26 protein-coding genes are annotated in these 25,033 nt (G+C 45.5%); 8 read left to right on the top strand and 18 right to left on the bottom strand.

Annotated features, from left to right (window positions below):
- Positions 1 to 252: 252 nt before the first annotated feature.
- The 4 genes from JGK07_RS27030 to JGK07_RS27045 all read right to left on the bottom strand — a co-directional run bounded on the left by JGK07_RS27030 (position 253) and on the right by JGK07_RS27045 (position 4,220).
- Positions 253 to 1,020 carry a glucose 1-dehydrogenase gene (locus tag JGK07_RS27030; RefSeq protein ID WP_293184121.1) on the bottom strand — a complete coding sequence of 256 codons (768 nt, stop codon included), beginning with the start codon at positions 1,018 to 1,020 and terminating at the stop codon, positions 253 to 255.
- A 774-nt stretch (positions 1,021 to 1,794) separates the two neighbouring features.
- On the bottom strand, positions 1,795 to 2,355 hold the full coding sequence (locus tag JGK07_RS27035) for an MFS transporter (protein WP_293184123.1): 561 nt from the start codon (positions 2,353 to 2,355) through the stop codon (positions 1,795 to 1,797).
- Complete coding sequence (locus tag JGK07_RS27040; RefSeq protein WP_293184125.1) at positions 2,321 to 3,448, bottom strand: transposase; 1,128 nt, start codon at positions 3,446 to 3,448, stop codon at positions 2,321 to 2,323. Before JGK07_RS27040 ends, JGK07_RS27035 begins: the two co-directional genes overlap by 35 nt.
- 55 nt (positions 3,449 to 3,503) lie before the next feature.
- Positions 3,504 to 4,220 (bottom strand): MFS transporter, encoded by a 717-nt coding sequence (locus JGK07_RS27045; protein WP_293197492.1) that lies wholly within the window; start codon positions 4,218 to 4,220, stop codon positions 3,504 to 3,506.
- A gap of 531 nt (positions 4,221 to 4,751) precedes the next feature.
- Between JGK07_RS27045 and cas6 the strand changes: the two genes are divergently transcribed.
- Positions 4,752 to 5,633 carry a CRISPR-associated endoribonuclease Cas6 gene (cas6, locus tag JGK07_RS27050; protein WP_293224981.1) on the top strand — a complete coding sequence of 294 codons (882 nt, stop codon included), beginning with the start codon at positions 4,752 to 4,754 and terminating at the stop codon, positions 5,631 to 5,633.
- On the opposite strand, the gene JGK07_RS27055 is transcribed toward cas6, so the two are convergent.
- The 4 genes from JGK07_RS27055 to JGK07_RS27070 all read right to left on the bottom strand — a co-directional run bounded on the left by JGK07_RS27055 (position 5,634) and on the right by JGK07_RS27070 (position 9,628).
- The gene (locus tag JGK07_RS27055; protein ID WP_293184132.1) at positions 5,634 to 5,960 is read right to left on the bottom strand and encodes an antibiotic biosynthesis monooxygenase; all 327 of its coding nucleotides are present in this window, start codon (positions 5,958 to 5,960) and stop codon (positions 5,634 to 5,636) included. It abuts the gene before it with no gap.
- Positions 5,961 to 6,182: 222 nt separating this feature from the next.
- Positions 6,183 to 6,914: a DevA family ABC transporter ATP-binding protein gene (locus JGK07_RS27060; protein WP_293197508.1), complete on the bottom strand. Its 732-nt coding sequence runs from the start codon at positions 6,912 to 6,914 to the stop codon at positions 6,183 to 6,185.
- 121 nt (positions 6,915 to 7,035) lie between these two features.
- Positions 7,036 to 8,202 (bottom strand): ABC transporter permease DevC, encoded by a 1,167-nt coding sequence (devC, locus tag JGK07_RS27065; RefSeq protein ID WP_293197495.1) that lies wholly within the window; start codon positions 8,200 to 8,202, stop codon positions 7,036 to 7,038.
- A 37-nt stretch (positions 8,203 to 8,239) separates the two neighbouring features.
- The gene (locus JGK07_RS27070; protein ID WP_293224979.1) at positions 8,240 to 9,628 is read right to left on the bottom strand and encodes an HlyD family efflux transporter periplasmic adaptor subunit; all 1,389 of its coding nucleotides are present in this window, start codon (positions 9,626 to 9,628) and stop codon (positions 8,240 to 8,242) included.
- Positions 9,629 to 9,797: 169 nt separating this feature from the next.
- On the opposite strand from JGK07_RS27070, the gene JGK07_RS27075 reads away from it, so the two are divergent.
- The 3 genes from JGK07_RS27075 to JGK07_RS27085 all read left to right on the top strand — a co-directional run bounded on the left by JGK07_RS27075 (position 9,798) and on the right by JGK07_RS27085 (position 11,839).
- Positions 9,798 to 10,271, top strand: a complete 474-nt coding sequence (locus JGK07_RS27075) for a MarR family transcriptional regulator (protein ID WP_293197497.1) — start codon at positions 9,798 to 9,800, stop codon at positions 10,269 to 10,271.
- Between the two features lie 704 nt (positions 10,272 to 10,975).
- Entirely contained in the window at positions 10,976 to 11,446 is a 471-nt protein-coding gene (locus JGK07_RS27080; protein WP_293197498.1) for a response regulator, read from the top strand.
- Between the two features lie 99 nt (positions 11,447 to 11,545).
- A complete protein-coding gene (locus JGK07_RS27085; protein ID WP_293184136.1) occupies positions 11,546 to 11,839 on the top strand; it encodes a DUF2103 domain-containing protein in 294 nt (97 codons plus the stop codon).
- Here JGK07_RS27085 and JGK07_RS27090 read toward each other — a convergent pair.
- From JGK07_RS27090 to JGK07_RS27135, 10 genes are all read right to left on the bottom strand, one after another.
- Positions 11,828 to 12,454, bottom strand: coding sequence for a HEAT repeat domain-containing protein (locus JGK07_RS27090; protein WP_293197502.1), 627 nt, complete (start codon positions 12,452 to 12,454; stop codon positions 11,828 to 11,830). The genes JGK07_RS27085 and JGK07_RS27090 overlap by 12 nt on opposite strands.
- A 330-nt stretch (positions 12,455 to 12,784) precedes the next feature.
- On the bottom strand, positions 12,785 to 13,399 hold the full coding sequence (locus JGK07_RS27095) for an antibiotic biosynthesis monooxygenase (RefSeq protein WP_293206911.1): 615 nt from the start codon (positions 13,397 to 13,399) through the stop codon (positions 12,785 to 12,787).
- Positions 13,386 to 14,015: an antibiotic biosynthesis monooxygenase gene (locus tag JGK07_RS27100; RefSeq protein ID WP_293206913.1), complete on the bottom strand. Its 630-nt coding sequence runs from the start codon at positions 14,013 to 14,015 to the stop codon at positions 13,386 to 13,388. Before JGK07_RS27100 ends, JGK07_RS27095 begins: the two co-directional genes overlap by 14 nt.
- A 309-nt stretch (positions 14,016 to 14,324) precedes the next feature.
- Positions 14,325 to 15,164: a HEAT repeat domain-containing protein gene (locus tag JGK07_RS27105; RefSeq protein ID WP_293206915.1), complete on the bottom strand. Its 840-nt coding sequence runs from the start codon at positions 15,162 to 15,164 to the stop codon at positions 14,325 to 14,327.
- A 383-nt stretch (positions 15,165 to 15,547) separates the two neighbouring features.
- A complete protein-coding gene (locus tag JGK07_RS27110) occupies positions 15,548 to 16,417 on the bottom strand; it encodes a phycobilisome linker polypeptide (protein WP_293206917.1) in 870 nt (289 codons plus the stop codon).
- Positions 16,418 to 16,591: 174 nt separating this feature from the next.
- Positions 16,592 to 16,699, bottom strand: coding sequence for a phycobilisome linker polypeptide (locus JGK07_RS27115; protein WP_293184146.1), 108 nt, complete (start codon positions 16,697 to 16,699; stop codon positions 16,592 to 16,594).
- Positions 16,700 to 17,042: 343 nt separating this feature from the next.
- Positions 17,043 to 17,345 carry a phycobilisome rod-core linker polypeptide gene (locus JGK07_RS27120; RefSeq protein WP_363319182.1) on the bottom strand — a complete coding sequence of 101 codons (303 nt, stop codon included), beginning with the start codon at positions 17,343 to 17,345 and terminating at the stop codon, positions 17,043 to 17,045.
- Positions 17,346 to 17,496: 151 nt separating this feature from the next.
- Positions 17,497 to 17,985, bottom strand: a complete 489-nt coding sequence (gene cpcA, locus JGK07_RS27125; RefSeq protein WP_293184148.1) for a phycocyanin subunit alpha — start codon at positions 17,983 to 17,985, stop codon at positions 17,497 to 17,499.
- A 108-nt stretch (positions 17,986 to 18,093) separates the two neighbouring features.
- Positions 18,094 to 18,612 (bottom strand): phycocyanin subunit beta, encoded by a 519-nt coding sequence (locus tag JGK07_RS27130; RefSeq protein WP_293184150.1) that lies wholly within the window; start codon positions 18,610 to 18,612, stop codon positions 18,094 to 18,096.
- A 491-nt stretch (positions 18,613 to 19,103) separates the two neighbouring features.
- Positions 19,104 to 19,244 (bottom strand): hypothetical protein, encoded by a 141-nt coding sequence (locus tag JGK07_RS27135; RefSeq protein WP_293184152.1) that lies wholly within the window; start codon positions 19,242 to 19,244, stop codon positions 19,104 to 19,106.
- Between the two features lie 53 nt (positions 19,245 to 19,297).
- Here JGK07_RS27135 and JGK07_RS27140 point away from each other — a divergent pair, with 53 nt between their 5' ends.
- The 4 genes from JGK07_RS27140 (at position 19,298) to psb27 (ending at position 24,691) form a co-directional block, all read left to right on the top strand.
- The gene (locus JGK07_RS27140) at positions 19,298 to 19,432 is read left to right on the top strand and encodes a hypothetical protein (RefSeq protein WP_293184154.1); all 135 of its coding nucleotides are present in this window, start codon (positions 19,298 to 19,300) and stop codon (positions 19,430 to 19,432) included.
- Positions 19,433 to 19,703: 271 nt separating this feature from the next.
- The gene (locus JGK07_RS27145) at positions 19,704 to 22,523 is read left to right on the top strand and encodes a cation-transporting P-type ATPase (RefSeq protein ID WP_293184156.1); all 2,820 of its coding nucleotides are present in this window, start codon (positions 19,704 to 19,706) and stop codon (positions 22,521 to 22,523) included.
- A 221-nt stretch (positions 22,524 to 22,744) separates the two neighbouring features.
- Positions 22,745 to 23,998 (top strand): DNA replication/repair protein RecF, encoded by a 1,254-nt coding sequence (locus JGK07_RS27150; protein WP_293184158.1) that lies wholly within the window; start codon positions 22,745 to 22,747, stop codon positions 23,996 to 23,998.
- Between the two features lie 294 nt (positions 23,999 to 24,292).
- On the top strand, positions 24,293 to 24,691 hold the full coding sequence (psb27, locus tag JGK07_RS27155; RefSeq protein WP_293184160.1) for a photosystem II protein Psb27: 399 nt from the start codon (positions 24,293 to 24,295) through the stop codon (positions 24,689 to 24,691).
- Positions 24,692 to 25,033: the final 342 nt, after the last annotated feature.

The raw sequence follows: 25,033 nt of genomic DNA on the forward strand, positions 1-25,033 counted from the left end.
CAATATGAGATGATAACTAATAACTTATATGCGGTCATGCTTCGCCACGAACCGTTTTTGTTATGCTAATCTACCGGACATGATATCAGTTCTAATCTCAAGCAAAAAAGTTGAGGAAACGGTCTGATTTCCATACTGTGCAACTATCAACTGTCAACTATCAACTGTGCAACTGTCAACTGTCAACTATCAACTGTCAACTATCAACTATCAACTGTCAACTATCAACTGTCAACTGTCAACTATCAACTATCAATGAGCGGTATAACCCCCATCAATTACCAATTCAGAACCAGTAACAAACTTCGATTCATCCGATGCCAGATAAAGAATACCGTAAGCAACATCATCAGGTTCACCCACGTGTCCCACCGGATGTAAGCTATCAAGAATTTTCCGTCCTTCAGTCACATCACCTTGTTCGGCCAACAACTTCTCTACCAGCGGTGTCCAGATAAATGCCGGATGAACTGAATTAACCCGAATCTTATTTTTGGCATACAATAGCGCATCTGTTTTGCTCATCAACCGCACTGCTCCCTTTGAGGCATGATAAGGAGGCATATCCGGGCCGCCAACCAATCCGTAAACAGAAGACAAATTAATAATGCTGCCACCTCCCGTTTCTAGCATCGAAATCAAAACGTGTTTAGTACAGAGAAAAACACCATTTACATTTATTGCCATCAACGAATTCCATTCATGTTCGGCGATTTCGTGGGTGGGTTTATTGATACCAACAATCCCTGCATTGTTCACTAAAATGTCAATTTTTCCCCACTTTTCTCGAACTTCAGACACCACCTGTTTAACGCTCGCTTCTTGTGTAACATTTAGATGCCAGTATTCTGCTTTTCCGCCTTTTTCGGTAATCTCTTCTACCAAACCTCTGCCTTCCTTCTCAGCTATATCCGTTACCGCTACACAGGCTCCTTCTTTCGCCAGCAACAGACAAGTCGCCCTACCAATTCCCGAAGCGCCACCTGTGACAACCGCAACTTTCCCTTCTACTCTATTCATAAAAACCTCTTCAAGAAATGAGTTAAAACTGTGACATCGGATACACCAACTTGGCTACAAGTATGATGTAGCGAAACTAACCAATTTGCCGATCCATCCCGACACCAACCAGGCTACAGGTATCATGTGGGGATTCTGGCGAATATGCTACGCAAATAGTATAGTGTATCAGGAACCTGCTTGTACGATGTGTGGGTTGAACCAAGCCACAATTACTTGTTGTAACTCAATCAATTTTTGTCGAAGTATGGCATTCGCGCGATCGTCCACGATCGGAAGCGAGAACCAGGGAGATATCAGAAAACTAGGATTTAACGTTCAGATTTTTATTTTAATTAAGAGAATGATTGCACGCATTTTTGAAAGCTGGTCAACCGCAGATATGTCAATACGGTTAACTTAACGCTTTTTGACGAATTTCCGAGCGCGATTTGATAGGCAATACAGGCATTTTTTGCAAGTCAGATTGTTCTTAAGTTAACCGTATTGGCAGATATCAGGCAGAGCGACGCAGATATTTTTGGGTGCATCTGGGTTTGGAAGAGGGCGAAGCATGACCGCATCTAAGTTATTAGTTATACTCTCATATTTGCTGCGGTCATGCTTCGCCCCTACACATATATTTGCTTGCACAAAGATAGACCCATAATCTTAAGAATATCCAGGAAAGCATCGGAATAAAATTGTTACAAAAATAACTTTTAAAAGTTTTGGTTGGCATCAAAATTCCCAAAAAATGAGCAGTCGATCGACCCGCCATACACAGCCTAGAAACTACCGGAACATGACTCCTAAAGTGATTGCTGCGGTTGCCAGCATCAATCCACCTGCTAGACCATAAGTTGTTCCTAAACTTACCCATTGGCTCAATGGTTGACTCACAAACGGTGAAATAAATTGACCTAGGAAAAAGCTGGTGGTAAGTCCGCCCAAAATTCGCCCTCGCAGAGATGCGGGAGTTGATGAAGTCAAACATACGTTCATATTTGGCATCAGTAACCCCACACCTAAACCAGCGATCGCCAAACCAATCAAAACTATCTCATAGGTGCGAGCCCAACTAATCACCAGATAACCAATCCCCATCAACCCAAAGGCGATCGCATAAATGTTCGTGAAGGTGAAACGAGCTTTCAGGCGTTGATAACTCAGGGCGCTGATCGAAGTAGCGAGAGTAGCAAGGGCGATCGCCAATCCACTTTGCGAAGCATTAGCACCCATTAACTGCTGAAGATAAAACGGAATCTGCACCGGAATCATTTGACATACTCCCCGGCGTAAACGCACGGGGATTCTAAGGTCAAACAGCAATTGCAGGCAAAACCTGTCTAACATCACCTAACTTAGCGGTCGATGCCCCAACCGCACAAATATTTCTAGCAGCATTTTCATCTCGTCCATTCACAGACTGACAAGATGGACAACGCCATTCTCTGACTGATAAATCCAGATTTTCTAGAACATGACCACAGGAAGAACAGGTTTTGCTAGATGGATACCATCGATCTATAAAAACAATGAGTTTTCCTTTCTTCTGGGCAACCCATTCTAAAATCTGGAGAAATTCTCCCAAAGCTAAATCTGATATCTTCCTACCCCATAACCTTTGCATTCCTTTCAAGCTCAAAGTCTCAAAACACAGGATATCAAATTTATCTGTCAGGTGATGGGCTAGTTTCCAGAACCAGTCAGTACGGTGATTTGAAACATCTTCATACTTACGAACTAAATTCTTTCTAGCCTTCTCTCGATTATTTGAACCTTTGACTTTCCTTGAGTGCTGACGACTAGCTTGCTTAATCTGGTTTAGGGATTGCTTGAGGAATTGGGGGGATTCAATCTTGGTTCCATCTGAAATAGTCAGAAAGGTTTTCAAGCCAAAATCAAATCCAGCGATTCTACTCGTCTCGGATTTGATTTTGGGTTCTCTTATTTCTTGGTCAACAACCACCATCATAAATAATTCCCCTAGGGGTGTGCGCTTAATGGTTAAGGTTTTGACTGTTCCTTCTATTTCTCTAGAGTTCCAATACTGATAAACCTGATTTCCAATCCTAACTCTATTGCCTAAGAGAAATTTGTATCCTGCTTGCTTGAGGGTGAAGGATTTGTATCTTCTAACTTTTTTGAATCCCGGTGGTCTTACCCCCTTTTTATGTTGCTTGAAAAATAGTTGGTAGGCTTTCTCAATGCGTTGACAGATATCCTGCACTGCTTGAGAGCCTACTATTTGCCAAAAGGGTTTACGCTTCCGCAGTTTGGCTAGATGAGCCTGAAGTTTGGAGCAGTTTAAGTGTTTTCCCCACATTCTGTAGTACCTTTTATGTAGGGCAATACAGTGGTTGTAGATAACTCCGGCGGCGTTAATTGACCGTTTGAGAAATCTATTCCGCTTATGTTGATACAGCTTAAACTTCAGGGTTTTCATGCTGGTATTTTATCTCAGATTCAGAGAAATTCAAAGAGAAATCAAGAGAAAGCCGTCAAGCGAAGGACGGGGCTTTATACCCAATTTTTCGGTAAAACACGATTTGAGTAAGCAGTGCAATACCGTAGGTTGTCAGTAGCAGCGTCCGCGGGACTGGCTCAGAGGCGATCGCACCCGTTTGTTGAACAGCATCTTGATGGCGATCGGGTTCAGGAAGTACCAGCAAAATCAATGGCAAAATCAACCACGCCATCAGGTAAATTAGAAACGGTTGCCGCCAATTGCGATCGGCCAAATAGCCGCCGAGGGTGAGAAAAATCATGCCGCCGAACCCCATGAAAGCTGCTTGCAATCCCAGGAATTGCGATCGAGCCGCACCGATGTAATAATCAGCAATCAGCGTGGTTGCAGTCGTCATAATACCTGCCACGCTGAAGCCCAGGAGCATCCGTCCCAGCAAAATTAGTCCAATTTGATCCAACAGGAAGCCAGAGCTGCCTGCGAAGCCATAGAGAAACACAGATAAACCCAGCAAGCCTTTGCGCCCAAAGCGATCGATCGCAATTCCGGCAATCGGCGCACCGATCGCGATAAACAAAGCTGGGGCTGTCAACACCAATCTCACCCAATAATCGGCATTAGGAACAGCCGAAAAGTGCTGCCGCATTGCTGGGAGGGAAGGGGCGATCGTGGCTCCTGCCATCACGGTTAGGGTGCTGACTAGCAGCAGGGTTGCTTTAACGAGAAAAGTGTCAGAGCTGCGTGGTTTCATAGATTATGAGAGGAAATTATCTGCCTTTATCTGTGTGGATCTGCTTGTCATTTGCGATCGACCTATCAAATTGTTACATACCAAGATTTTTTTTCACCCATCTGCTTAGATCGATCCCAAATATCAGGCAGGTAAACACAGATGAGCGCAGATAATTTCAGGGTATTTTGGAGATAATGCAATTTCTGTCTATTCAAAATGGTTGACTAGGGTTTGAAGTCGATTATAATCTCACATCTTGTACCATTCTGAATAACAGACAAGATGCCTGTTCCACAAAGAATGGATTTCTTGTGGAATGGGCTTCTAGCCCGTTCCTAAAAAGCTAATTGGGAATGGTGCAAGACCTCAGTTATAATCCTACTTGACCAATGTATTCTGCTACAGAAGTTACTGCGAGCGGCGGATATTGAATCTTCGCAATATTTTCTAGCTTGCCCTTACCATAAACCATCGTGAATAGATACAAATCTTAAATTTAAAATCTAAAATCCTAACTTATTTTTTTGAAAAAAGCTATATAATTAAAAGATGCCTCACAGCCTGATTTTAAACCTACTGCCAGTTGCACCAATCCCATCCCAATTTTTAACGGGACGGCATCTCCACGCCTTATTTCTCAACCTTGTGAGTGCTGTAGACAGCGATTTGAGCGCGTACCTGCACGACCAATCAAACGAAAAAGCTTTCACATTAAGCCCTTTCCAAGTAAGCAGAAAAGAAACTTACAAAACTAGCAACCCACAGCCACAAAAGAGAGTTTTGCCTCCGGCTGCGCGCACTATTTTGCAGGCCCTACAGTGGGAACACAAGCAAGCAATTGGGGAAAATACAGCGATTTGGTGGCGCATTTCTCTGCTGGATGACGGTTTGTTCGATCGCCTAACTCAACTGTGGCAGCAACTCAACTTCGAGCGCCCGTGGCATCTGGGCCCGACAGATTTGTACGTGACTAACATTGTCAGCCAACCCACTGCAAACCAGCCGTGGGTAAACTTTTCCAGTTACGCCGAATTGTTTGACAAAGCTTCGGAAACTGAGCGCCAAATTGCGTTTACCTTCTGCACTCCTACTAATTTTCGGCAAGGCGTGTACGATAGTGCGATGCCAAGTAGAGAAAGTGTGTTTGGCAGTTTGGCAAATCGTTGGAACAAGTATAGCGAAATTGCGATCGAACCTACTTTCACAGAAGCTATCTTTCCCAGTTTCTTCGATATCCGCACCGAAGTTTGTACGGATTCTCGCAGTAAATTTATTGGCTGCGTCGGCGAGGTTAGTTACCGAATTATGGGAGATGTAAATCCGCTTGCTGTCAAGCAAATTAATGCTTTAGCAGACTTTGCGCTTTACAGCGGAGTCGGGCGCAAGACGCCGATGGGAATGGGAATGACGCGCCGATTGCCAAATTTTTAATTATTCACTTTTCTGCTTAATTTCACTGACAATTTCATAAACATCAGTGTCGGGAATTTTTGCAAACAAAGGCGTCATCTGCTTCAATATTTGCTGATAAGATTCGCTTTGATTGGCAGCCATCTCTTCTACGCTTTCCCAAAAAATGATGGCAATACCTTTGTCTGTATTGGGCAATTGCAGCAGGTATGCTCCCTTAAAACCTGTGGCATAAGTCGCAACCGCTTTGCCAAAAAGTTCTTCGGCTTCTTTGAATTTTCCTGGTTTAAATTCGCCAATGGCAACGTAGGCAAACTGATGTCTGAGAAAGTCTAAAAATTCTGACATATCCTTATTCCTCAAAAAATCGTGATATACCAAGTTATATTTCAATAAAGTTCATTTAACACTGTTGCTCCCCCGGATATCCCCTCAATACCCTTGGTTGTAGCGGGACTTTGAGCAAGTTCTTGTCCCACCCTTTTTAAGAGGGGTTAGGGGCGATCGGTCTTAACTGAACGGTATTAAGCTGTATTCTACCCGATCGCCAGAAGTTTGTGAATAGTAACTTTACAAAGCATTATCTTTGGTCAGACGACCATCTTCCATCAGAACAATGCGATCGGCAATATCTAAAATCCGGTTATCGTGCGTTACTAACAAAATTGTGCAACCCTGTTGCTTAGCCAGCTTCTGCATCATTTCTACCACATCTCGACCCGACTTTTTATCAAGTGCAGCAGTTGGTTCATCAGCTAAAATAATCTTGGGACGACTTACCAAAGCCCTGGCAATGGCTACGCGCTGTTTTTGTCCTCCAGAAAGATTGTCCGCATAGTAATCAATGCGATGTCCCAGCCCAACTTCTTCAAGAATATTAGCAGACATTCGATCGATATCTTCTCCCAGGCGATCGTCGTGCAATTCCAGAGACATTCGGACGTTCTGCTTCGCAGTTAAAAAAGTCAGCAAGTTATGTGCCTGAAAAATATAACCTATCTGGCGCCGCAAATACATCATTTGCTGCTTGCTTGCACCGCAAATCTCCTGTTCAAGAATTTTCAGGCTACCAGATTGTGCCGATCGCAAACCTCCCATCAACGTTAGTAAAGTTGTTTTTCCAGAACCCGAAGGCCCGGTCATAATCACAATTTCACCTGGATTAATATCGAGATTTATTTCAAATAAAACCTGTTTGCGAAGTTCTCCATCGCCGAAGTAGTGATTTAGGTTGCAAGCAGAAATTACAGGCTTATTTGATGCCGATACATCAATCTGATTTGAGGGATTTAAATTTTGCATGATTGCGATAAATCTCAGAAAGAATACATGAAGTTACAAGTCAATTTTTAGCGAGTAATTCAGATTTCCGGAATCTGAGAAATAAACTCCTAAATACAAACACTTTGATGGTGGGAATATTTCAGAAAATATCAGCCGGATCGGCTCCCTGCAATTTGCCCATAGCAACAGTGCCAGAAACGGTACACATGATAATAGTTAAAACCAGCACTAAAATAGCTCGATTAAAAGTCATGCCAATCGGCAATAGGGTAGCAATTCCAGCAATCACATACAATCCAGATGAAAGAATAAATCCTGGTATAAAACCCAAAAATGCCAGAATCAAAGATTCTTGAATCAGGATACCAACTAAGTAAGAATCGCTGTAGCCCATCGCTTTGAGGGTAGCGTATTCAGGTAAGTGATCGGATACGTCGGAATAGAGAATCTGATAAACAATCACAATCCCGACAATAAAACCAATCACTGTTCCAAATCCAAAAATAAAGCCGGTTGGGGTACTGCTAGACCAATATTTCTTTTCGCGATCGCCAAATTCAGTGCGCGTCAGTACCAAAACATCGGCTGGCAAGTGGTTTCGGAGTGCTGCTTGCAGTTGCTTGAGGTTTGCGCCCGGCTGTAATTCGATTAAACCGACATCTATTCGATCGGATCTGCGATCGGGAAATAGATGTAAAAAAGTAGAATCACTGACAAACATAGTACCGCTAGCCCCAAAGGATACTCCAAGATTAAATAATCCTGTAACCCATAGCTGTCTGTCATTAACTTGTACGGAGAGCGGATTGGATTGCTTGAAAAGACTGGTAATATCTCCAAATTCAGCGCGACTAGCTCTGTCAAAAAGCACTCGATCTAAAGGTTTAATTCGATCGGCTTGCTGATTCACTTCTGGTAAGTTAAATGCTGATTTTGCTGGGTCTAATCCAATAGTTAAAACTATGCGTTCCTGTTCTTTTTGTTCGGGATTTTGCCATTGAGAGCTACCCATGTATACGTGATTGATTGATTTGACGGCCTCAAAGCCTGCTGCTTGATATAGCCGTTCTTTGGGAAAAGATTTCAGTGATACTACGGTTTCAGATATGGGATTGATTAGGAATAAATCGCCGTGTAATAGGTTTTGAATGCTAGCGGCAGATTCGTAGAGTGTATCATTGAGTCCGAGTTGGACAAACATCAAGACATCAGCAAAAGCAATTCCTGCCAAGGCTACAGCAAGTCGCTGTTTTTCTCGTTTGACCTGAAGCCATGCTAGGGGTGTTCTGCGAAAAGATTTTAGCATTTTTGTTAAAGTTGATGAGTTGATATTCATGGAAAAGCTAAAAATCAATGGCTACCTGAACTTGCAAGTTAGTCAAATCTGCAACTCGCTTACTACCTTCAGCATTCAGGTTAATTCTGACTTCTACTACTCGACGGTCTAGATTCTCTCCAGGTGTATTGCTGCTAATTTCTTGCTGAGTAACTTGCAGTCCAATTTGTCTAACTATTCCAGATATTTCACCACTGAATGATTGACTGGTAATAATAACTTTTTGACCAGTACGAATTTTGCTGATATCAGTTTGATAGACTTCTGCAACTACTTGCATTCGATCGGTTTGACCCAAATCGGCGATACCTTTTGAGCCAACAACTTCTCCCGGTTTGGCGTAAATTTCGAGAATGCGACCTGCTGCGGGAGTGCGGATGTAGGCTTTTGTTAAGGAAGTTTCAGCGCGTTTGAGAGAGGCACGAGCGTTGCTAACTTCTGCTGCTGCTGCTTGTACGTCGGTGAAGCGAACTTCTGCTGTTTGTGAAAGCGTTGCTTTGGCTTCGTTAATTTGTTCTGCCAAAGTTGCGATTGTTTTGTCTCGGTTGGCTTTGGCTTCATTAATTTGTTCTGCCAAAGTTGCGATTGTTTTGTCTCGGTTGGCTTTGGCTTCATTAATTTGTTCTGCCAAAGTTGCGATCGCCCTCGATCGATTTGCTTGACTTTCCAAAAATTGTTGCGCGGAAGTTTCCGCACTCAGGCGTTTGCGATCGACTTCTTGACTAGAAACAGCGCCTTCTCGGTACAGCGATTCGTAGCGCTGCAAGTCCGATCGAGCATTTCGCGTCTCCGCCCCAACTCGATCGACTGTTGCCTTCAAAGCTTGTTTCTGTCCTTGCAGTTCGGCTCGCAAGCGATCGATCGCCGCTTGCTGAGCCGTACTTTCCCCTTCCAATTGAGCCGTCAAACGAGCAATTTCGGCTCGCTGAGCGCTAATTTGTCCTGCAAGTTCTGCTTGCAAGCGAGAAACCGTTGCCCGCCGCGCTGCAATTTCGCCCGGTTTCGCTCCTGCTTTAACTTGAGCTAGCTTTGCGCGAGCGATATTAACTTGTTCTTTGGCTTGTTGCACTTCATCTTCCAGCCGATCGCGCGAGTCCATAACTGCGATCGCCCGATCGGCCTCAACCCGATCGCCCCGCTGCACCAGCAGTTGAGATATGCGATCGTTGCTCATCACCGCTGGTACCGACACGCGAATTACTTCGCCCACCGGTTCTAAACGCCCCAAAGTCACAACTTGCTTCGGGATGGGAAGCGTCGGTGCTAATTCAGAGGGTTTACTCGTCGGCCCAAACTGCTGGATTGCATAGAAAGCCCCTCCGCCTGTAATCGCAATCGCGGCTAAGATTGGGGCGATCGTCCATCTACTTGACTTTGACAGTAAGTTAAGGTTCATGTGGATTCTGGTTGCGAGCAATCCTCAGGCGGCATCTGCGCGCGGAATGCAGCCTTAACAGGAACTCGACGTATCTCAATATGTTGATATTTGCCATCATATATCAACATATTGAGATATGCAACCAGAATCAGAAACTTTGTGCAAAAAAAGTCAGAATGTAAGATAAATGCCCGTCACAGCTTGCCTCAAGCACGAAGTCGAAGTGAATCAATCCTCCAATAAGTCCACAATCATCAATTTTCTGCAAAGCTACTGGGCAGTTAACGCTGCTTTCGAGACAAGGCTCTCGGCCTACGGGCTGAGCGGGCCGCAGTGGGACACGCTGCGAATTTTGCGGGAACATCCGGGGGCAAACGGTGCGGACATCGCCCGCTTTGCCCGCGTGAGTCCCCAAGCGGTAGCAACCATGTTGCAACGTTTGGAACAAGCAGGGCTAATTTTTCGCCGCGCACCTTCGCGGGGTCGATCGGTCAAAAGCTACATTACCCCGAGTGGTGAAGCACTGCTGCGCGAGGGCGATCGTATTGCCAATGAGATTGAAGCACAAATCTTGTCCGACTTTAGCAGCGAAGAACAAGAGCATTTCAACGATTATCTTCGCCGCTGCACGGCTAACGCGAACTCCGATCGAGTCGAGTAAGCTGTTGTGCATCTAGATTGTGTATGGTAATTCAGAGTCCGATAAGGACAGGATTTGACGATTGTTGTTCGGTACTCGAAATATACAATTTAAATGCACAACAGCTTAGTGCAAAATCCGGGTTAAAAACCCCTCTATTGTTGAATAGAGAGAGGAGAAAAATCAGCGTTCAGTAGTCGGAGCATCTCAGTTTTGTATTTTTTTACAAAAGTGAGATTCTCGATGCTCGCCTGGTAGTAAACCAGGATTTGTTCAACAGTTGACAGTTGACAGTTGACAGTTGACAGTTTGAGAGCGACCTCTACCTAGAAGTCCGAGGATTCGAGTAATGAATAGTCTGATTTTTATTTCTCCCTCAAAGGGAGAGGCTTTCAACCAATTATTTTTGAAAAAAACTTAATCCGCCGCGCGACTGAACAATTTTTATAGAACTTAGATACCGTGTAACAAATGATACTAATTACTGTTTTGGTATCCTCTTGATTCTTTAGTCTCCCTCTGATGGGAGGAGACTTTGACTCTCTAACGGTTTCAATGGCAGAGTTTTACCGGAGATTTTTAACACTTGCGATACCAGCGGAGACGAGAGAGCACTTAACCCATAAAAAACGGTTTTTTGCAATAACCCTATTGAATTTATTAACAGCCATCTGGGAAAATTATCACATAGAAATACAAACAAAATAAATAGCCAGACCCAACAAATGCCAAAAATATTAGTAATTGAAGACAATAACTTAATCCGAGAAACCGTTTTAGAAATTCTGAACTTGGGCGATTTTGAAGCTGTCGGCGCCGAAAACGGAAAACTTGGTGTCGAGTTAGCGATCGCCCAAATTCCCGATCTAATCTTGTCTGATGTCATGATGCCGGAATTCAACGGCTTTGAAGTTTTCGCGATTTTGCGATCGCACCCTGTAACCGCCAGCATTCCGTTTATTTTTCTGACAGCCTCCGAAATGGAAAAAGCCCTCGAACTCAAAGCAGACGGCTATCTCAAGAAACCTTGCAGCATGACAGAAATCCTCGGGGCGATCGCAACTCAACTAGAAAAACCGACAGTTACCAACCCAAAATATCAAAAAATACAAGACAATTCCGCCCGCTCAAATCTCAGCTCGCGCGCCAGGAATCAAAAATCTCGCTTTGAGATTGCATCGCTTTGCTCCCAATGACGCCCGCAGTAACATTACTGATACATAAATTCAGGGAATATCAAATTGGTTCCAGCCGGAGGTGACTTAGACTGGGTATGTTGATTTGGTAAAAAAGTCATGAAGGCACAACCCAAAGGCCGCCTAGTTTGGAATCACTCTACCCACCTTCCCGGTTTGATACCAATTTTAGAGCGCCTCACTCTCATAATGGGCATTCAAACCGTTACCCCAGGCGTCATTAACAAAGTTAAAGGACACATCCCCCACATGACATTAAGAGTGTCAGTACCCATTCGCGGGGGATTTAAAATCATTGCCAGACAAGGCAAAACCGTACAAGAAGTCTTTATATTAACCACTCTCACACAAAGGGACTTGGAAGAGACGATCGCCCAAACCCTAGCCAAATGACAATTTTTCCTTAGCAAGCAAAGCCCGGGCTCTAACTGCCAAAGTTTCATCGCTTTGGGCTATTTCCTCAAGTTTTGCCGAAACTTCCGCTAACCAATCCGGTTTAACAGTCGCAGCACCAGCCAAAGCTTGCAAACCTCCCGCCGCTGCGTAGCGAACCACCCATTCCGGATCTCGGGACGCTTGCAGCAGCGTTTTCACAGTGCGATTTTGAGCCTCTAAAACTTGTTCTGTCGGCATCAATTCCCAGCAAATCGTCCCCAAACCCCTAGCCGCCGCCCGCCGCACGCTCAAAGCAAAGTCATTCGCCGCCGCATCCAGCAAAATCTCTAAACCCCTAGGATCGCCAATTCCCGCCAAAGCCCGAACAGCCCAAGCTCTCGCTCCGTAATTGTAGCCGTCAAGCTGTTCTAGCAGCGGCAGCACCGCAGGTTCTCCGAGTTGAATTAGTCCGTCAACGGCGGCCACGGCGGCACCTGGGTTGTTGTAGCCGAGGACTGTAATTAAGGTAGGAATTGCTGCTTTTGAGTCAGCAGCCGCCAGTGCTTTGACTGCGTTTAACAAGCCTTCGGAAGAATCTGCTTGTTCGACGGCGCGAATTAGTTCTAATGCCATTTATTTATAGTATTTACAACAGGTTTACAAACAATTTGAGGTTGGAGATTGCTAATTTTAAGAATATATGAATTATGCACGGATAGCCAGAAACCCGGTTTTCTGCGAGAATCCTTGAAATCGATCTCTATTGCTTGTTCCGACTTTGGCAGTCTATGAACAGACGATAATTTGCAAAAGTTATCTGCGTTTGGCGATCGGGAACGTTGTGCTACGATCCCTTACCTTGTCTCAAAATAATAGATTTCTTGCCTCAGTCATTTTAATCAAATTTTGGGACGCTGTTGGGAGCAACGTCCTAACTATTTTTGGAAGAAGTCTAATAACTAATCAAGTGGTGAAAACTACTTCATGCAATGTCTTCTGGTACTCGTTATTCGCTAAGTCGAGCATTTCTCCAAAAATAGGAGAGAACGGGCGGTTTGAATCCATCGCTGTATATTCTTCTAGCGATCGCCAATGTCCAAAATTGATGCAACGCCATCCATCCAAACTGCGGTGAGCATGGGTTGAAATCAGTCCCGCTTGTCCTGACACCATCTCAAGTGCCTGTCGAAATAACTCAATAAACCGAGGCTGATTTTCGGGCTGCTTCATCTTGAAAATTCCGAAGTTGATAAGTCCATCCATGCTCGGCGAGAGATGCAACTCGCTATCTTTAGGTTCTGCGGCAAAGATTTCAAACAGTTGAACATCTGGAAGTGCAAAATCTGTGAAGGGTTGAGTAGCGGCATAAGATTCTTGATCCGCCCATTGAACATAGCTTGTAACTCGCAATCCATCACGGCTACGGAGAACTGAACCAGAGGCAAATCCTTCCTTGTGTTTGAGAACAGACTCGATATTTTGAATTACGTATTCTACTAAACTTGCTTGGCTCTCAGGTTCTACAGGAAATATGGCGAACTCAGCTAGTAAGCCATTAACTTGGTTAACAATAGGCATTTGAAACCTCCGAGTGGACGACATGATAGAGATGAAACTCGTTTCGTGCTAATCCTTCCCAATAGGGTTTGTCGGGATTAAATCCTGCTTGCTTCAAAATTGCTTCAAACGCCTCTTGACTCTCCCACTGTCCGTAATTGAACATCCGGGTTCCGTCTAAACTGCGATGAAACGTTGCCGATATAAGTCCTGGTGAATTATTCATTGCTCGATCGAGTTCCGTCGTCGTTCGCTTCACCATTTCTGGTTGATTCGATGGCATCATCCGAAACTCCGCCAGATGGGTAATGCGCTCTCCTACAACAATCTCAACTTCTGCCGATATCGATTTACTTGCCGACACCTCTAACTGCACTGAGTCGGGCGGAAAAAACTCACTCAACACCACCGGAGGCTGCAAACTGCGCCGATCGAACTTGGGTTGCCATTGACTGTAAGTGAAGACGCGAACCCCATCTAAGCTTTGATGCACGCTAGCCGATACAAAGTCGGAATTTGACTTCCAGGATTTGATTTGTTCTTCGATCGCATTGACTAATCCCGATTGATGTCTCTGAGCAACCGTATACAAATCTAGCCAAACGATCGCGGTATTCGACCGATCGATCTGAACCATAAATAATCCTCAATGTGTTTCGGTTTGCACATTCTGACTTAATGTTAAACACCAATCCACAATCTGGCAACTACTACTGACACGATCGAGCGAAGTGGCATAATGTTCTCGCTCACTGGATGCGGATAGCCTTTGCATCTCAACGATAGCTTATAGCGGTTCTCACAAAGATTCGCGGACGTTGTTGGGCTTGGGCCCTCTTGATTTAAGCGGTTATATAAGCTGTCAGTCATACCTCATCTTTCTGAGAAAGGCTATATACTGCTGCATAAATTTAAAAAAAATTGCTATCATAGTTCCCTGGACTATTTACAAAAGGCTATCCATTAAATTCATAACTTGGATCGCTTCATCTGACAAAGATAGAGATGGTTGTTGATTGAGGTGATGCTCCAAAACTCCTTTTAGCGCAATCAATTTCATGCTATTTTCTGCTAAAGTTTCAGCAATAGCGGGCGCTGAGGGCAAATAGCCGATCGCCCCCAAGTCCATCAAAGCCGATCGCCTCAACTGCAAATTATCCCCATTCAAAGCAGTTACCAACCGATCTCCGTAAATGCGATCGCCAGTCAACTGATACATCGCTCGCGCCGAAGCGTACTGCACCCGCTCCACAGAATGCTCTAAAAAAGGTGAAATTAGCGGTATTGCCTCTGTCGCTTCCAGCGTACCCAAAGCTTCAATTACCGAGTCGTAAGGCTGCACGAGGTGCGATTTTCCAGGCACTCGCAGGGCTACAGCTACGCCCCCATCTAAGAGTTTCATCAGCGGTGGAATGGAATCGCGATCGCCCAGCATTTCTAGAGCTTGAGCCGCCGCTTCCCGCACGTAATAATCCGCGCATTCCAAACAGCGAGTTAGCGCCGGCAAGGCTTGTTTATCGCCCAATTTTCCTAGAGCTCGTGCCGCATTTCGCAGTAGGGAATAGTCGCCAATTTTTGTTTGTTCTGATTCTTCTTGCAAGGCGGCAATCAAAGCTGCAATTGCTGCGGGTTCCTTGACTCGAAATCTGCCTACCCACCAAGCAGCATAATAGCGGAGACTGTAGTCTTGGGAATGCAAATTTGCGATCGCCTGTTCTATTGTTAAAGACTCGCCCTCAGCTACACCCGCTGGTGGTGAGTCGGATTCATCATAATTCATAGTCATAATTCATAGTGATTAGGGAAATCGGCGATTGAAATCGCTGCTAGACAAACAAAACCCGCCTGCGCGGGTTGGGGAAACTCGGCGATTGAAATCGCGTCTAGACAAACGAAACCCGCCTGCGCGGGTTGGGGAAACTCGGCGATTAAAATCGCCCGTTCTAGCGGACTTTGCTATTAATTATGATCCGACGATGATGCAGGCAATGATTCTGCGATCGCACAGAACCGGACAATCATAAAAAATTGATTTCTGCATCTAGTCGGATTACACTAGCTATTAGACCTTAGCCAATGGCCATTAATCTCTAGTAAATTTACTAATGACTAACGACCGATGACTACTGTTCGCGAGCGGGGACAGCACTAATAACTGATGACTAACGACTAAATTGGAGTAATGCTGGCGATTTTCCCGCCCAAGCGTTGAAATTTCTGCATTTGCGAGGACAAATCCTCACCAGGTACGATAAACGCCTTGCTGCTGTGGCGCACCCTGGGATAGCCACCCGTCCGAATGCCCGACACTTCAACGCGGAAAAGCCGCCCTTCTTTACCGTAAGCTGCCGCACCACCAAAACCGCTGCTGGGAGTTACGTTTTGTGTCGAAGACCGGTATGCCCAACCTTCGTTGCCACCAGAAGGCCCAACTACAGCAGTAGCGCTGTTAGTGCCTAATTCGACAGCTAAGCGGGAGTTATTTCCTTCGAGTTGAGATGTATCGCTGTTGGCATAGCCGCGATATAGCCGGAACATCCGGGTAAAACCAACGGTTTTTTGACCTGTCTGAGTGTTAAAGCCCCGGTAGTAAGGGACGATATTATCACCGAAACTTTCTTGATACTCTACTGAATCGATGTAAGAATCAATATCAGCATCGTAGCCTTCTGTTTGGTACAAATCTAAGTGATAAACTACTTCAGATTCGTCGTAGGGAGCGCGACCGAGCAAGTGTTTGTAGTTTAGTTCGATCGTCCGAGTTTGGAAGCTGCTGTACAAAAACTTGGTTTTGTACAGTTCCGATTTTGCCACTGCCCGCACAAATTCTCGCACCGTTAAACTGCCGTCTCGCAGGAGAGATTCAGCACTTGTCAGGCGCTCGGATTTCATCAAATAGTCGTTGCCCAGCACCTGACGGTAAACTGCACGAATCACAGTTTCAATGTCGTCTTTGGTGTAGTTCGGGCGCAATTCTACCTTAGGTGCATCGCTCAATGCGGATGTTCCCAGTCTGGACGCTGCTGTGGAAATAGCCACCAGATTTTCTCCTAAATTAATAACAAAAATTTAAAGCTTGGTTGAACTTGAGATTTTTAGGACTAAGGCCAAGATGTGTCAAATTTGGGTGCACTCCCGGCGCAGCTTGTATGTACACATCAATTAATCCTAATTTGCTAAAGACGTTTCAAAAAACATCTTTACATACAAACTTTAAGCTGTGGTAATACTTACCACTTTGCCACCACGTTTGTTGATTTGCTGCAAGCGGGTCGAAAGTCGATCGTAAGACACGAGATATTCGGTAGTTCTACACCGCACTTGGGGTGAAAACTTAGCCGCCGAACCTTCGATTCAAAAAACTTTTTCCGTTGACACTCTCAGCGCTCTTCGCGACTGAGATTCTTAAGAAATTTCGTTCTTAATATCCCTATTGCTAGGGTTCCTGGGCGCAATCCTCTTACCAAAAAATGGTGGGCTGCTATCCTTGCCTTTGGGCAAGCTCCTCAAGCGTTTAAGGGGCTAAGCCCTTGGTAACGCGAGAGTCCCCGCGTACCTTTAATATATGGTAGGAATTTGCTTCTCAGGTTTGCACCTGTGTATCCATCCCAACAATAGAGTGTAACGGCAAAAGCCCTTTTTACACTGCTAAAAATGTGAAAAATCAAGAAAGATTCACGGCGGTTAAAACCGCCCGTGCCGCTTTCATGGAAGGTCTAAAGACTCGCTCGTTTTCCGCTTGCCGAACTTTTTTTATAAGTTTCGGACTCAGGAACTCCCGCACAAAATCTTTAACTGAAATCTGCCCTTCCAGCAGGAAAGATTTGGCACTGGTAACTCGTTCGCTCGACATTAAATACTCGTTACCGAAAACTTGGCTGTAAGCGACACAAATTACTGCTTTCGCATCGTCTTGCGTCCACCGAGGGCGCAGTTCTACTCGTCTCGCTTTTTCAAATGCTTTTATTCCTAACTTTTCTGCTTTTCATGCTTGAAAAACTAAAAAGTTCTGAAAAAAGTATTTGGAAGACTCCGCTAAGATCGCAGATGCCCGGAATCGTAAACAACAGTTAACACTCAAGCTAACAGCAGCTTACATTTCCGGGCATCACGCAAATCTAGCTTAGAGCGTTGACTGCGTAGTCGAGGTAGGAATTGGCTTCAGTTGCAGCATCGCCACTCAAACCGTGGTTGGCTTTGATGTACTTGAGAGCTTCAACATACCAGCTAGGAGACAATTCAAATGTCCGGTTGATTTCGTCAATACCTGCAATCAGGTACTCATCCATTGGACCTGTGCCGCCTGCAACTAAGCAGTAGGTTACCATCCGCAGGTAGTAGCCGATGTCGCGGGAGCACTTAGCTTTACCGGTTGAGGTAGAAGCGTAGTTTGGCCCTTGCATTTGTTGAGTGTACGGGAACTTGTTGTACACAGCTTGAGCTGCACCGTCGATCAAGCGCGCAGAGTTGGCGCTCAAAGACTTGGCTGCTTCCAAACCTGCTGCTGCTTGGCGGAAACGACCGAAGGCTACTTGCAATTCGGTGCTGCTCAGGAAGCGACCTTGAGAATCGGCGGCGGTTACTGCTTCAGTCAAAGGGGTTTTCATTGTTCTGGTGTCTCCCTAATGTTTTGTTTTGTTTGTACCAAAATGATTGCTTGCAAATAATGCGATCGCTCGCTTCTTTACAGGAAGAAATGTTCGGGCTCGCTATTTTTAGCCGACTGCATTAGCTGCGCGGTCGAAGTAGCTGCCGATTTCGGACATCAGCGAGCTGCAATCACCACGGGTAATGCCGTTGGGGTCGTTAGCAAGCGCGATCGCTGCTTCTTTCATTTTTTGTACGCCGGTTGCAACGGATGCACCTGGAGTTCCCAGAGCTTGGTATGTTTCGCGCAGACCGTTCAAGCAACGATCGTCCAAAACGCTGGCGTCGCCTGCAAATGTGGCGTAGGTTACGTAGCGCAAGATGATTTCCATGTCGCGCAAGCAAGCTGCCATACGGCGGCTGGTGTATGCGTTGCCACCGGGGGCGATCAACTGAGGCTGTTCAGCAAACAAAGAGCGAGCTGCATTAGCGACGATTGTGGATGCGTTACCGGTGATGCGGTTTACTGCGTCAATCCGCTTGTTGGCGTCAGAAACCATGCTGCTGAGAGCATCTAGTTGGCCAGCAGCCAAAAATTCGCCGCGAGCGTCTGCTTGGGAAACCACTTTTGTAAATGCGTCAAACATGAACGAACTCTCCTACTTTGAGTTAATTGAGTTTGGTTGCGGTATAAAACCGTTAAGTTAAATTTGTTTGCGCTGGCCGGCTCGATCTCTCCCTTTCCGCTACCTTCACTATTGTGACATTGCAACGGACATTTAAGAAACCTTAGAAAATTTTACATCTTTTATGAGATGCGACAAACCTTGTCAATCAGTGTTTTTGTTAACTTTCGCCTGTCGTTTCAACCCTCTGATAACCTTTATACAATGCTGGTTCCTCTTTGTTTATTACAAATTATTACGAAAACTTATTTCTGTGAGAAGGTAAATCGATGTGGGGCAAGTGGTGGCAAATCTAATCCCTGGGATAGATGCCAGATTGCAGCGGTAAACTGCCGATCGAGAGATTGTCTGTGATATTCGAGGGTTCGATGGGGAGAAAATCCGATGGGATTCGGGGATTAGGGCAGACAGGGAAAGGATTTGACGAGTTTCGATCCCTTGAAATATAGAATTCAAATGCAGCACAACATAAGTCTAGAGTTGGCTTCGATCGCCCTTTTTGTCACTCTGCCATCGCCCTGAATTGTCCCGTGGGCCGATCGCCTCTGTTGGCTTTCCCAGGGCAAAGCCGAATAGTGAAGAAAAGTTAACAAAATTTAAGTTTTGCTAAAACAAGCCCGGGGGAATAGGGAAAAAAGCAAAAATTATGTCCGATGCAGGATGTCGGCAGAATGTGGTGTTGGTAAAATCCAACAGATTGGCAGGGCGATCGGCACAACCTCAGCTTTTGAACGAAATATCACCATTTAAAGACAAAACTCAGCCGCTGGGTCTTGGGTAAAAGCCGGAGAAATTGCTAATTTTTAGTTGTAAGGTGGATAAGTGCTATCAGCGGTAGGTCTACAAACGGTGCGAGAGAGCCGCCAGACGCAGTGAAGTTGACAGCTTCCTGCTCTCTCGGCATCGAACCGGGGCCCAATACGAGTCTCAAGTTCAGCAGTTTTTGATTCAGAACTCAAAACTAAAAACTCTTTTACTGCCATCAGCCACATTCATCGGCTGTAACTTGTTCGGCCGCAGTCCCCTAATTGCCCCATGCTCGATCGTAATTTATGTCTTCAAATTCTCCATCTTCTTGGCACACCGTACCAATTGATAAAACCCTCCAGCAGCTAAGCAGTAACAAAGACGGGGGCTTGAGCAGCCAACAGGTGTCCGAACGCTTGCAGCAATACGGCCCCAATGAACTCGAAGAAACAGGAGGCCGCAGTGCTTGGTCGATTTTTGTCGATCAGTTCACCAACATCATGTTGTTGATGCTGATAGGTGTGGCGGTGGTTTCTGCATTCTTAGATATCAGGTCAAATACTTTTCCGAAAGATGCGATCGCCATTTTTGCGATCGTCATACTCAACGGCATTCTCGGCTATTTCCAAGAGCAAAGTGCCGAAAAAGCCCTCGCAGCCCTCAAAAACCTCTCTTCCCCCCTAGTCCGAGTCCTGCGGGACGGCAAAACTTCGGAAATCGCAGCCAAGGAACTCGTACCCGGAGACGTGATGCTGTTGGAGGCTGGGGTAAAAATAGCAGCAGACGGGCGCTTGATCGAAGCTTCCAACCTGCAAGTCAGAGAATCTGCTTTGACGGGAGAAGCGATCGCAGCTACCAAACAAGCCGATCTCGAACTTCCCGAAGATGCTTCGTTGGGCGATCGACTCAACCTGATTTTTCAGGGGACAGAAGTTGTTCAGGGACGGGCCAAGGCGATCGTCACCAACACCGGAATGCAAACGGAATTGGGCAAAATTGCCGCCATGCTTCAGTCAGTAGAAACCGAACCAACTCCCCTACAACAGCGGATGGGACAGTTGGGAAATGTTCTAGTCTCCGGCGCCCTAGGCTTAGTGGCAATTGTCGTCATCGGTGGGATGATTACCTTCAACAACGGCAGCATTGGGTTCGATACCAGCAGATTTGAAGAATTGTTAGAAGTTTCTCTCAGCATGGCTGTGGCTGTCGTTCCCGAAGGACTTGCGGCCGTCGTCACAGTTACTTTGGCGCTGGGAACTAGGCGGATGGTGAAGCGAAACGCTCTAATTCGCAAACTGCCGGCTGTAGAAACTTTGGGTTCGGTAACAACCATTTGTTCCGACAAAACAGGTACTCTGACTCAAAATAAAATGGTAGTGCAGCTACTATCTACAGGCGACTGCACTATCAGTGTTGCAGGCGACGGCTATGCCCCGATCGGAGATTTTACCGATCGGCATACCTCGACCCAAATTAATAATTTAGAAGAATATCCAGAACTCGAATCTTTATTAATTGCTTGTGCAGTTTGCAACGACGCAGTATTGCAGCACGAACAGCAAGAATGGAAGATTTTGGGCGATCCTACGGAAGGAGCTCTGCTATCTTTAGCGGGAAAAGCAGGCATTTATAGGGAAAAACAGTCTCAATTGCTGCCGCGCACGGCGGAGTTTCCTTTTTCTTCCGAACGCAAGCGGATGAGCGTAATTTGCGAAGTACCCGGACATTCGGGACATTCGGGCTTTCCCGCACCAAACGGACAGCAGCAGAATTATTTGATGCTGACGAAAGGTTCTCCCGAGTTGACTTTGGAGCGCTGTCAAGGAATTATAGTCGGCGATCGAGTACAACCTTTAAACCAGGAAATGCGCGATCGCATCCTCGCCGAAAACAATAACATGGCAAGCGGGGGTTTGCGAGTCCTCGGGTTTGCATACAAAATCTGGGAAAACGTGCCGCCCGAAGGTTCCGAGGAAATCAGCGAACAAGAGATGATTTGGCTGGGACTCGTCAGTATGCTTGACGCGCCGCGCCCGGAAGTACGGGAAGCCGTGGTGAAGTGCCGCGATGCAGGGATTCGGGTGGTGATGATTACAGGAGATCACCAGTTGACGGCACAGGCGATCGCCTACGATTTAGGTATTGCGACAGAGGGCGATCGAGTTCTCACCGGTCAAGAATTAGAAAAGCTCAGTCAAGAACAACTAAAACAACAAGTCGAACACGTCAGCGTTTACGCCCGCGTCTCCCCCGAACACAAATTGCGGATTGTCCAAGCTTTGCAAAGTTTAGGCAAATTTGTCGCCATGACAGGCGACGGAGTTAACGACGCGCCCGCCTTGAAACAAGCCGATATCGGCATTGCAATGGGGATTACCGGCACCGATGTCAGTAAAGAAGCTAGCGATATGGTACTCCTCGACGACAACTTCGCAACAATTGTCGCCGCCGCCGAAGAAGGACGAGTTGTTTATACCAACATTCGCCGCTTTATTAAGTACATTTTGGGCAGCAACATCGGCGAAGTTTTGACAATTGCCGCTGCACCTTTATTGGGTTTGGGAGGAGTACCGCTGACGCCCCTCCAAATTTTGTGGATGAACTTAGTAACAGATGGCGTTCCGGCTTTGGCCTTAGCCGTGGAACCAGCCGAACCAAACGTGATGAGAAAACCTCCTTTCAGTCCGCGCGAAAGTATTTTTGCCCGGGGTTTGGGTTCTTACATGATTCGGATCGGGATTATCTTTGCAATTTTGACGATCGCGATGATGTCCTGGGCTTACGGATATACTCACACTCCCGGACACGGCGATCCAGATGCTTGGAAAACCATGGTATTTACTACTCTGTGTTTAGCGCAAATGGGTCATGCGATCGCAATTCGATCTAACACTCAGCTAACGATCGAGTTAAATCCCTTCACTAATGTTTTTGTGTGGGGAGCTGTGATTGTGACTACTGCTTTGCAATTAATGTTGATTTACGTTCCACCGCTGAGAGCATTTTTCGGAACTCACTATTTAACGCCTTTTGAATTGATGATTTGCTTCGGATTCAGCGCCCTAATGTTTGTCTGGATTGAAATGGAAAAACTGTTCGTGCGCTTATACAAAGCTCGCAAATAGTGTTAACGGCTGACGGATAATGAGCGCTGTTTCATTATTCGTTAGGTCGCTGACACTTGGCAAGATTTTCAACACCATCAAGTCATAGCAAGCACAACGATCCGCAAAAAATGGAATTCCACCGATTTGCCCTTGAATTAGGTAAGGTACACAATGCACACCCTACGATGACTGTATTACCAATAACTAATAACGAATAACAACTAACCAATAACAATATTATGTATTTGAAAACACTGCACCTACGGCAGTTTCGCAACTACTTCGATCAAAAGGTAGCCTTTGACGCTCCCAAAACCATATTAGTAGGAAATAACGCCCAAGGCAAATCTAACCTGTTAGAAGCGGTAGAGTTGCTTTCGACATTAAAAAGCCACAGAGTATCGCGCGATCGCGACTTAATCCTCGACTCAAAGCCGATCGCCCAAATAGATGCTACACTCGAACGTCAAACCGGAGCGATCGACTTATCTTTAACACTGCGCTCCGGGGCGCGCCGCAGCCTGAAGCTCAACGGCGAACCGCTGCGCCGCCATTTAGACTTCTTGAGCGTCATCAATGTAGTACAATTTTCCTGTTTGGATTTAGACTTAGTACGCGGCGGGCCCGAAGGAAGGCGCAACTGGATCGATCGGCTAGTCATCCAACTAGAGCCGATTTACGCTCACATTTTGCACCAGTACAACCAAATTTTGCGCCAGCGAAACGCTCTGTTAAAACGTTCTAGAGAAACCAGAAAAACAGAATTTTCCCAAAGTTTGGACAAAATGCGATTTATCGGATCTGAAACTCCCGAAGACCAAAATATCGCAGAATCCCCAATGCCCAATGCCCCATTCCCAATGCCCAATGCCCAATCCCCCATTCCCAGTTCAGAATTAGCCTTGTGGGACGCACAGTTGGCGACAGCCGGGGCTCGGGTAATCCGCAGGCGCGATCGTATTTTGGAACGTTTGATGCCTTTAGCGCGCAATTGGCACGGTTCAATTAGCGGTTCCACAGAAGTTTTAGATGTCAAATACGATGCTAATATTGAAGTCAGCTCGGAATTAATCGGTAAAGACAATCTCGAAGGAGTGCGGCAAGCATTTTTAGAGAAAATTCAAAAAAGGGCGATCGCAGAACAATTTCAAGGAACCACCTTAGTCGGCCCGCACCGCGACGACATTACATTTACAATTAACAATACTCCAGCGCGCCAGTACGCATCCCAAGGTCAGCAGCGAACTCTCGTACTAGCATTAAAATTAGCCGAATTGCAGCTTATTGAAGAAGTCGTGGGCGAAGCACCTTTACTATTGCTCGACGACGTACTTGCAGAACTCGATCTGAGCCGCCAAAATCAACTTTTAGAAACAATTCAAGAACGATTTCAAACTCTGATTACTACCACTCACCTAGGCGCTTTTGACAGTCAGTGGCTGCGCCAGACTCAAATTCTATCCGTCGTTTCCGGACAAATCAATCAATTTTAGATTTGAGAGTTGAGATTGATAAATCATATTATGTCTGCTCACTTATCCCTAATAAAAATAGTTTGTAGTGAGGACTTTAGTCCTAGTAGTGGATGCGGACTAAAGCCCGAACGATCAAACCAATTTGATTGTGGTCGTTCGAGCGGATATGATATCAATCTATGTGAGATTGACAAATTTTACTTTTCATGGTATCCATGCAAAAATCTTGAAAAGTTGACATAATTAGGTCAATTCGAGATAGGATAAAGGTTAATTTTGATTGCCGCTTTCGCCTCCATTTTTCTAAGCCTTATGAAGCATTACATTTCCCGTCTGTTAGCTCTGGTATTAGTTGTTGTCATCGGCGTAGCAGGCTGTACCAATGTTCCTGCCACTCTGAGCGGAGACTACAGCAAAGATACATTAGCATTAGTCACCAGCTTGAGAACAGCGCTTACTTTGCCAGAAGGCACGCCGGAAAAAGCAGCCGCTCAAGCCACTGCTCGCACAAGTATCAATGATTTTTTCGCAGCATACCGCCGCGATCCCGCTCTTACAAAGCTGGCATCTTTCACCACAATGCGGACGGCATTAAACTCTTTGGCTGGACATTACAGTTCCTATCCAAACCGTCCCGTTCCTGAAAAGTTGAAAAAACGTCTTGAGTCGGAATTTCAGCAAGTAGAATCTGCTCTCAATAGAGGAGCTTAATCTCAAACATTAGGGATAAAAGATAATTTGAATAATTCATCTTTTATCCTTAATATTTGATAATCAACAATTTTTAGTAGAAATATCAACTGCTTTTAGCGCCGGCTGTACCCAGGCGCTTTTTTTGCAGGATTTTGCTGTAGGGTTAGCCGCCATTGACATTTGCATTGTGCGATCGACTTGTGCCATAACTAGGTCAGTCCATTTTAGATTTGAGATTGACTGACTCCACAGATTAGTCTGGGAAATTTAACTTTGATCTAAGATTAGGGTTCTCCACAACTCGATTGGGGGGCTTGCACCTGTTGTTGGACGGGGTAAACCTAAAAAAAAGTAGAAAAT

This window comes from Microcoleus sp. PH2017_24_DOB_U_A, assembly GCF_020738205.1.
Lineage (GTDB): Bacteria > Cyanobacteriota > Cyanobacteriia > Cyanobacteriales > Microcoleaceae > Microcoleus.

Coding starts and splice junctions, on each gene's coding strand:
- JGK07_RS27090 (WP_293197502.1), bottom strand. CDS start 12,454: ATGGCATTAGAACTAATTCGCGCCGTCGAACAAGCAGATTCTTCCGAA.
- psb27 (WP_293184160.1), top strand. CDS start 24,293: ATGAAGCATTACATTTCCCGTCTGTTAGCTCTGGTATTAGTTGTTGTC.
- cas6 (WP_293224981.1), top strand. CDS start 4,752: ATGCCTCACAGCCTGATTTTAAACCTACTGCCAGTTGCACCAATCCCA.
- JGK07_RS27150 (WP_293184158.1), top strand. CDS start 22,745: ATGTATTTGAAAACACTGCACCTACGGCAGTTTCGCAACTACTTCGAT.
- JGK07_RS27105 (WP_293206915.1), bottom strand. CDS start 15,164: ATGACTATGAATTATGATGAATCCGACTCACCACCAGCGGGTGTAGCT.
- JGK07_RS27075 (WP_293197497.1), top strand. CDS start 9,798: ATGCCCGTCACAGCTTGCCTCAAGCACGAAGTCGAAGTGAATCAATCC.
- JGK07_RS27145 (WP_293184156.1), top strand. CDS start 19,704: ATGTCTTCAAATTCTCCATCTTCTTGGCACACCGTACCAATTGATAAA.
- JGK07_RS27055 (WP_293184132.1), bottom strand. CDS start 5,960: ATGTCAGAATTTTTAGACTTTCTCAGACATCAGTTTGCCTACGTTGCC.
- JGK07_RS27085 (WP_293184136.1), top strand. CDS start 11,546: ATGAAGGCACAACCCAAAGGCCGCCTAGTTTGGAATCACTCTACCCAC.
- JGK07_RS27130 (WP_293184150.1), bottom strand. CDS start 18,612: ATGTTTGACGCATTTACAAAAGTGGTTTCCCAAGCAGACGCTCGCGGC.
- JGK07_RS27140 (WP_293184154.1), top strand. CDS start 19,298: ATGTCCGATGCAGGATGTCGGCAGAATGTGGTGTTGGTAAAATCCAAC.
- JGK07_RS27060 (WP_293197508.1), bottom strand. CDS start 6,914: ATGCAAAATTTAAATCCCTCAAATCAGATTGATGTATCGGCATCAAAT.
- JGK07_RS27070 (WP_293224979.1), bottom strand. CDS start 9,628: ATGAACCTTAACTTACTGTCAAAGTCAAGTAGATGGACGATCGCCCCA.
- JGK07_RS27035 (WP_293184123.1), bottom strand. CDS start 2,355: ATGTTAGACAGGTTTTGCCTGCAATTGCTGTTTGACCTTAGAATCCCC.
- JGK07_RS27100 (WP_293206913.1), bottom strand. CDS start 14,015: ATGGTTCAGATCGATCGGTCGAATACCGCGATCGTTTGGCTAGATTTG.
- devC (WP_293197495.1), bottom strand. CDS start 8,202: ATGCTAAAATCTTTTCGCAGAACACCCCTAGCATGGCTTCAGGTCAAA.
- JGK07_RS27030 (WP_293184121.1), bottom strand. CDS start 1,020: ATGAATAGAGTAGAAGGGAAAGTTGCGGTTGTCACAGGTGGCGCTTCG.
- JGK07_RS27080 (WP_293197498.1), top strand. CDS start 10,976: ATGCCAAAAATATTAGTAATTGAAGACAATAACTTAATCCGAGAAACC.
- cpcA (WP_293184148.1), bottom strand. CDS start 17,985: ATGAAAACCCCTTTGACTGAAGCAGTAACCGCCGCCGATTCTCAAGGT.
- JGK07_RS27095 (WP_293206911.1), bottom strand. CDS start 13,399: ATGCCTATTGTTAACCAAGTTAATGGCTTACTAGCTGAGTTCGCCATA.
- JGK07_RS27045 (WP_293197492.1), bottom strand. CDS start 4,220: ATGAAACCACGCAGCTCTGACACTTTTCTCGTTAAAGCAACCCTGCTG.
- JGK07_RS27040 (WP_293184125.1), bottom strand. CDS start 3,448: ATGAAAACCCTGAAGTTTAAGCTGTATCAACATAAGCGGAATAGATTT.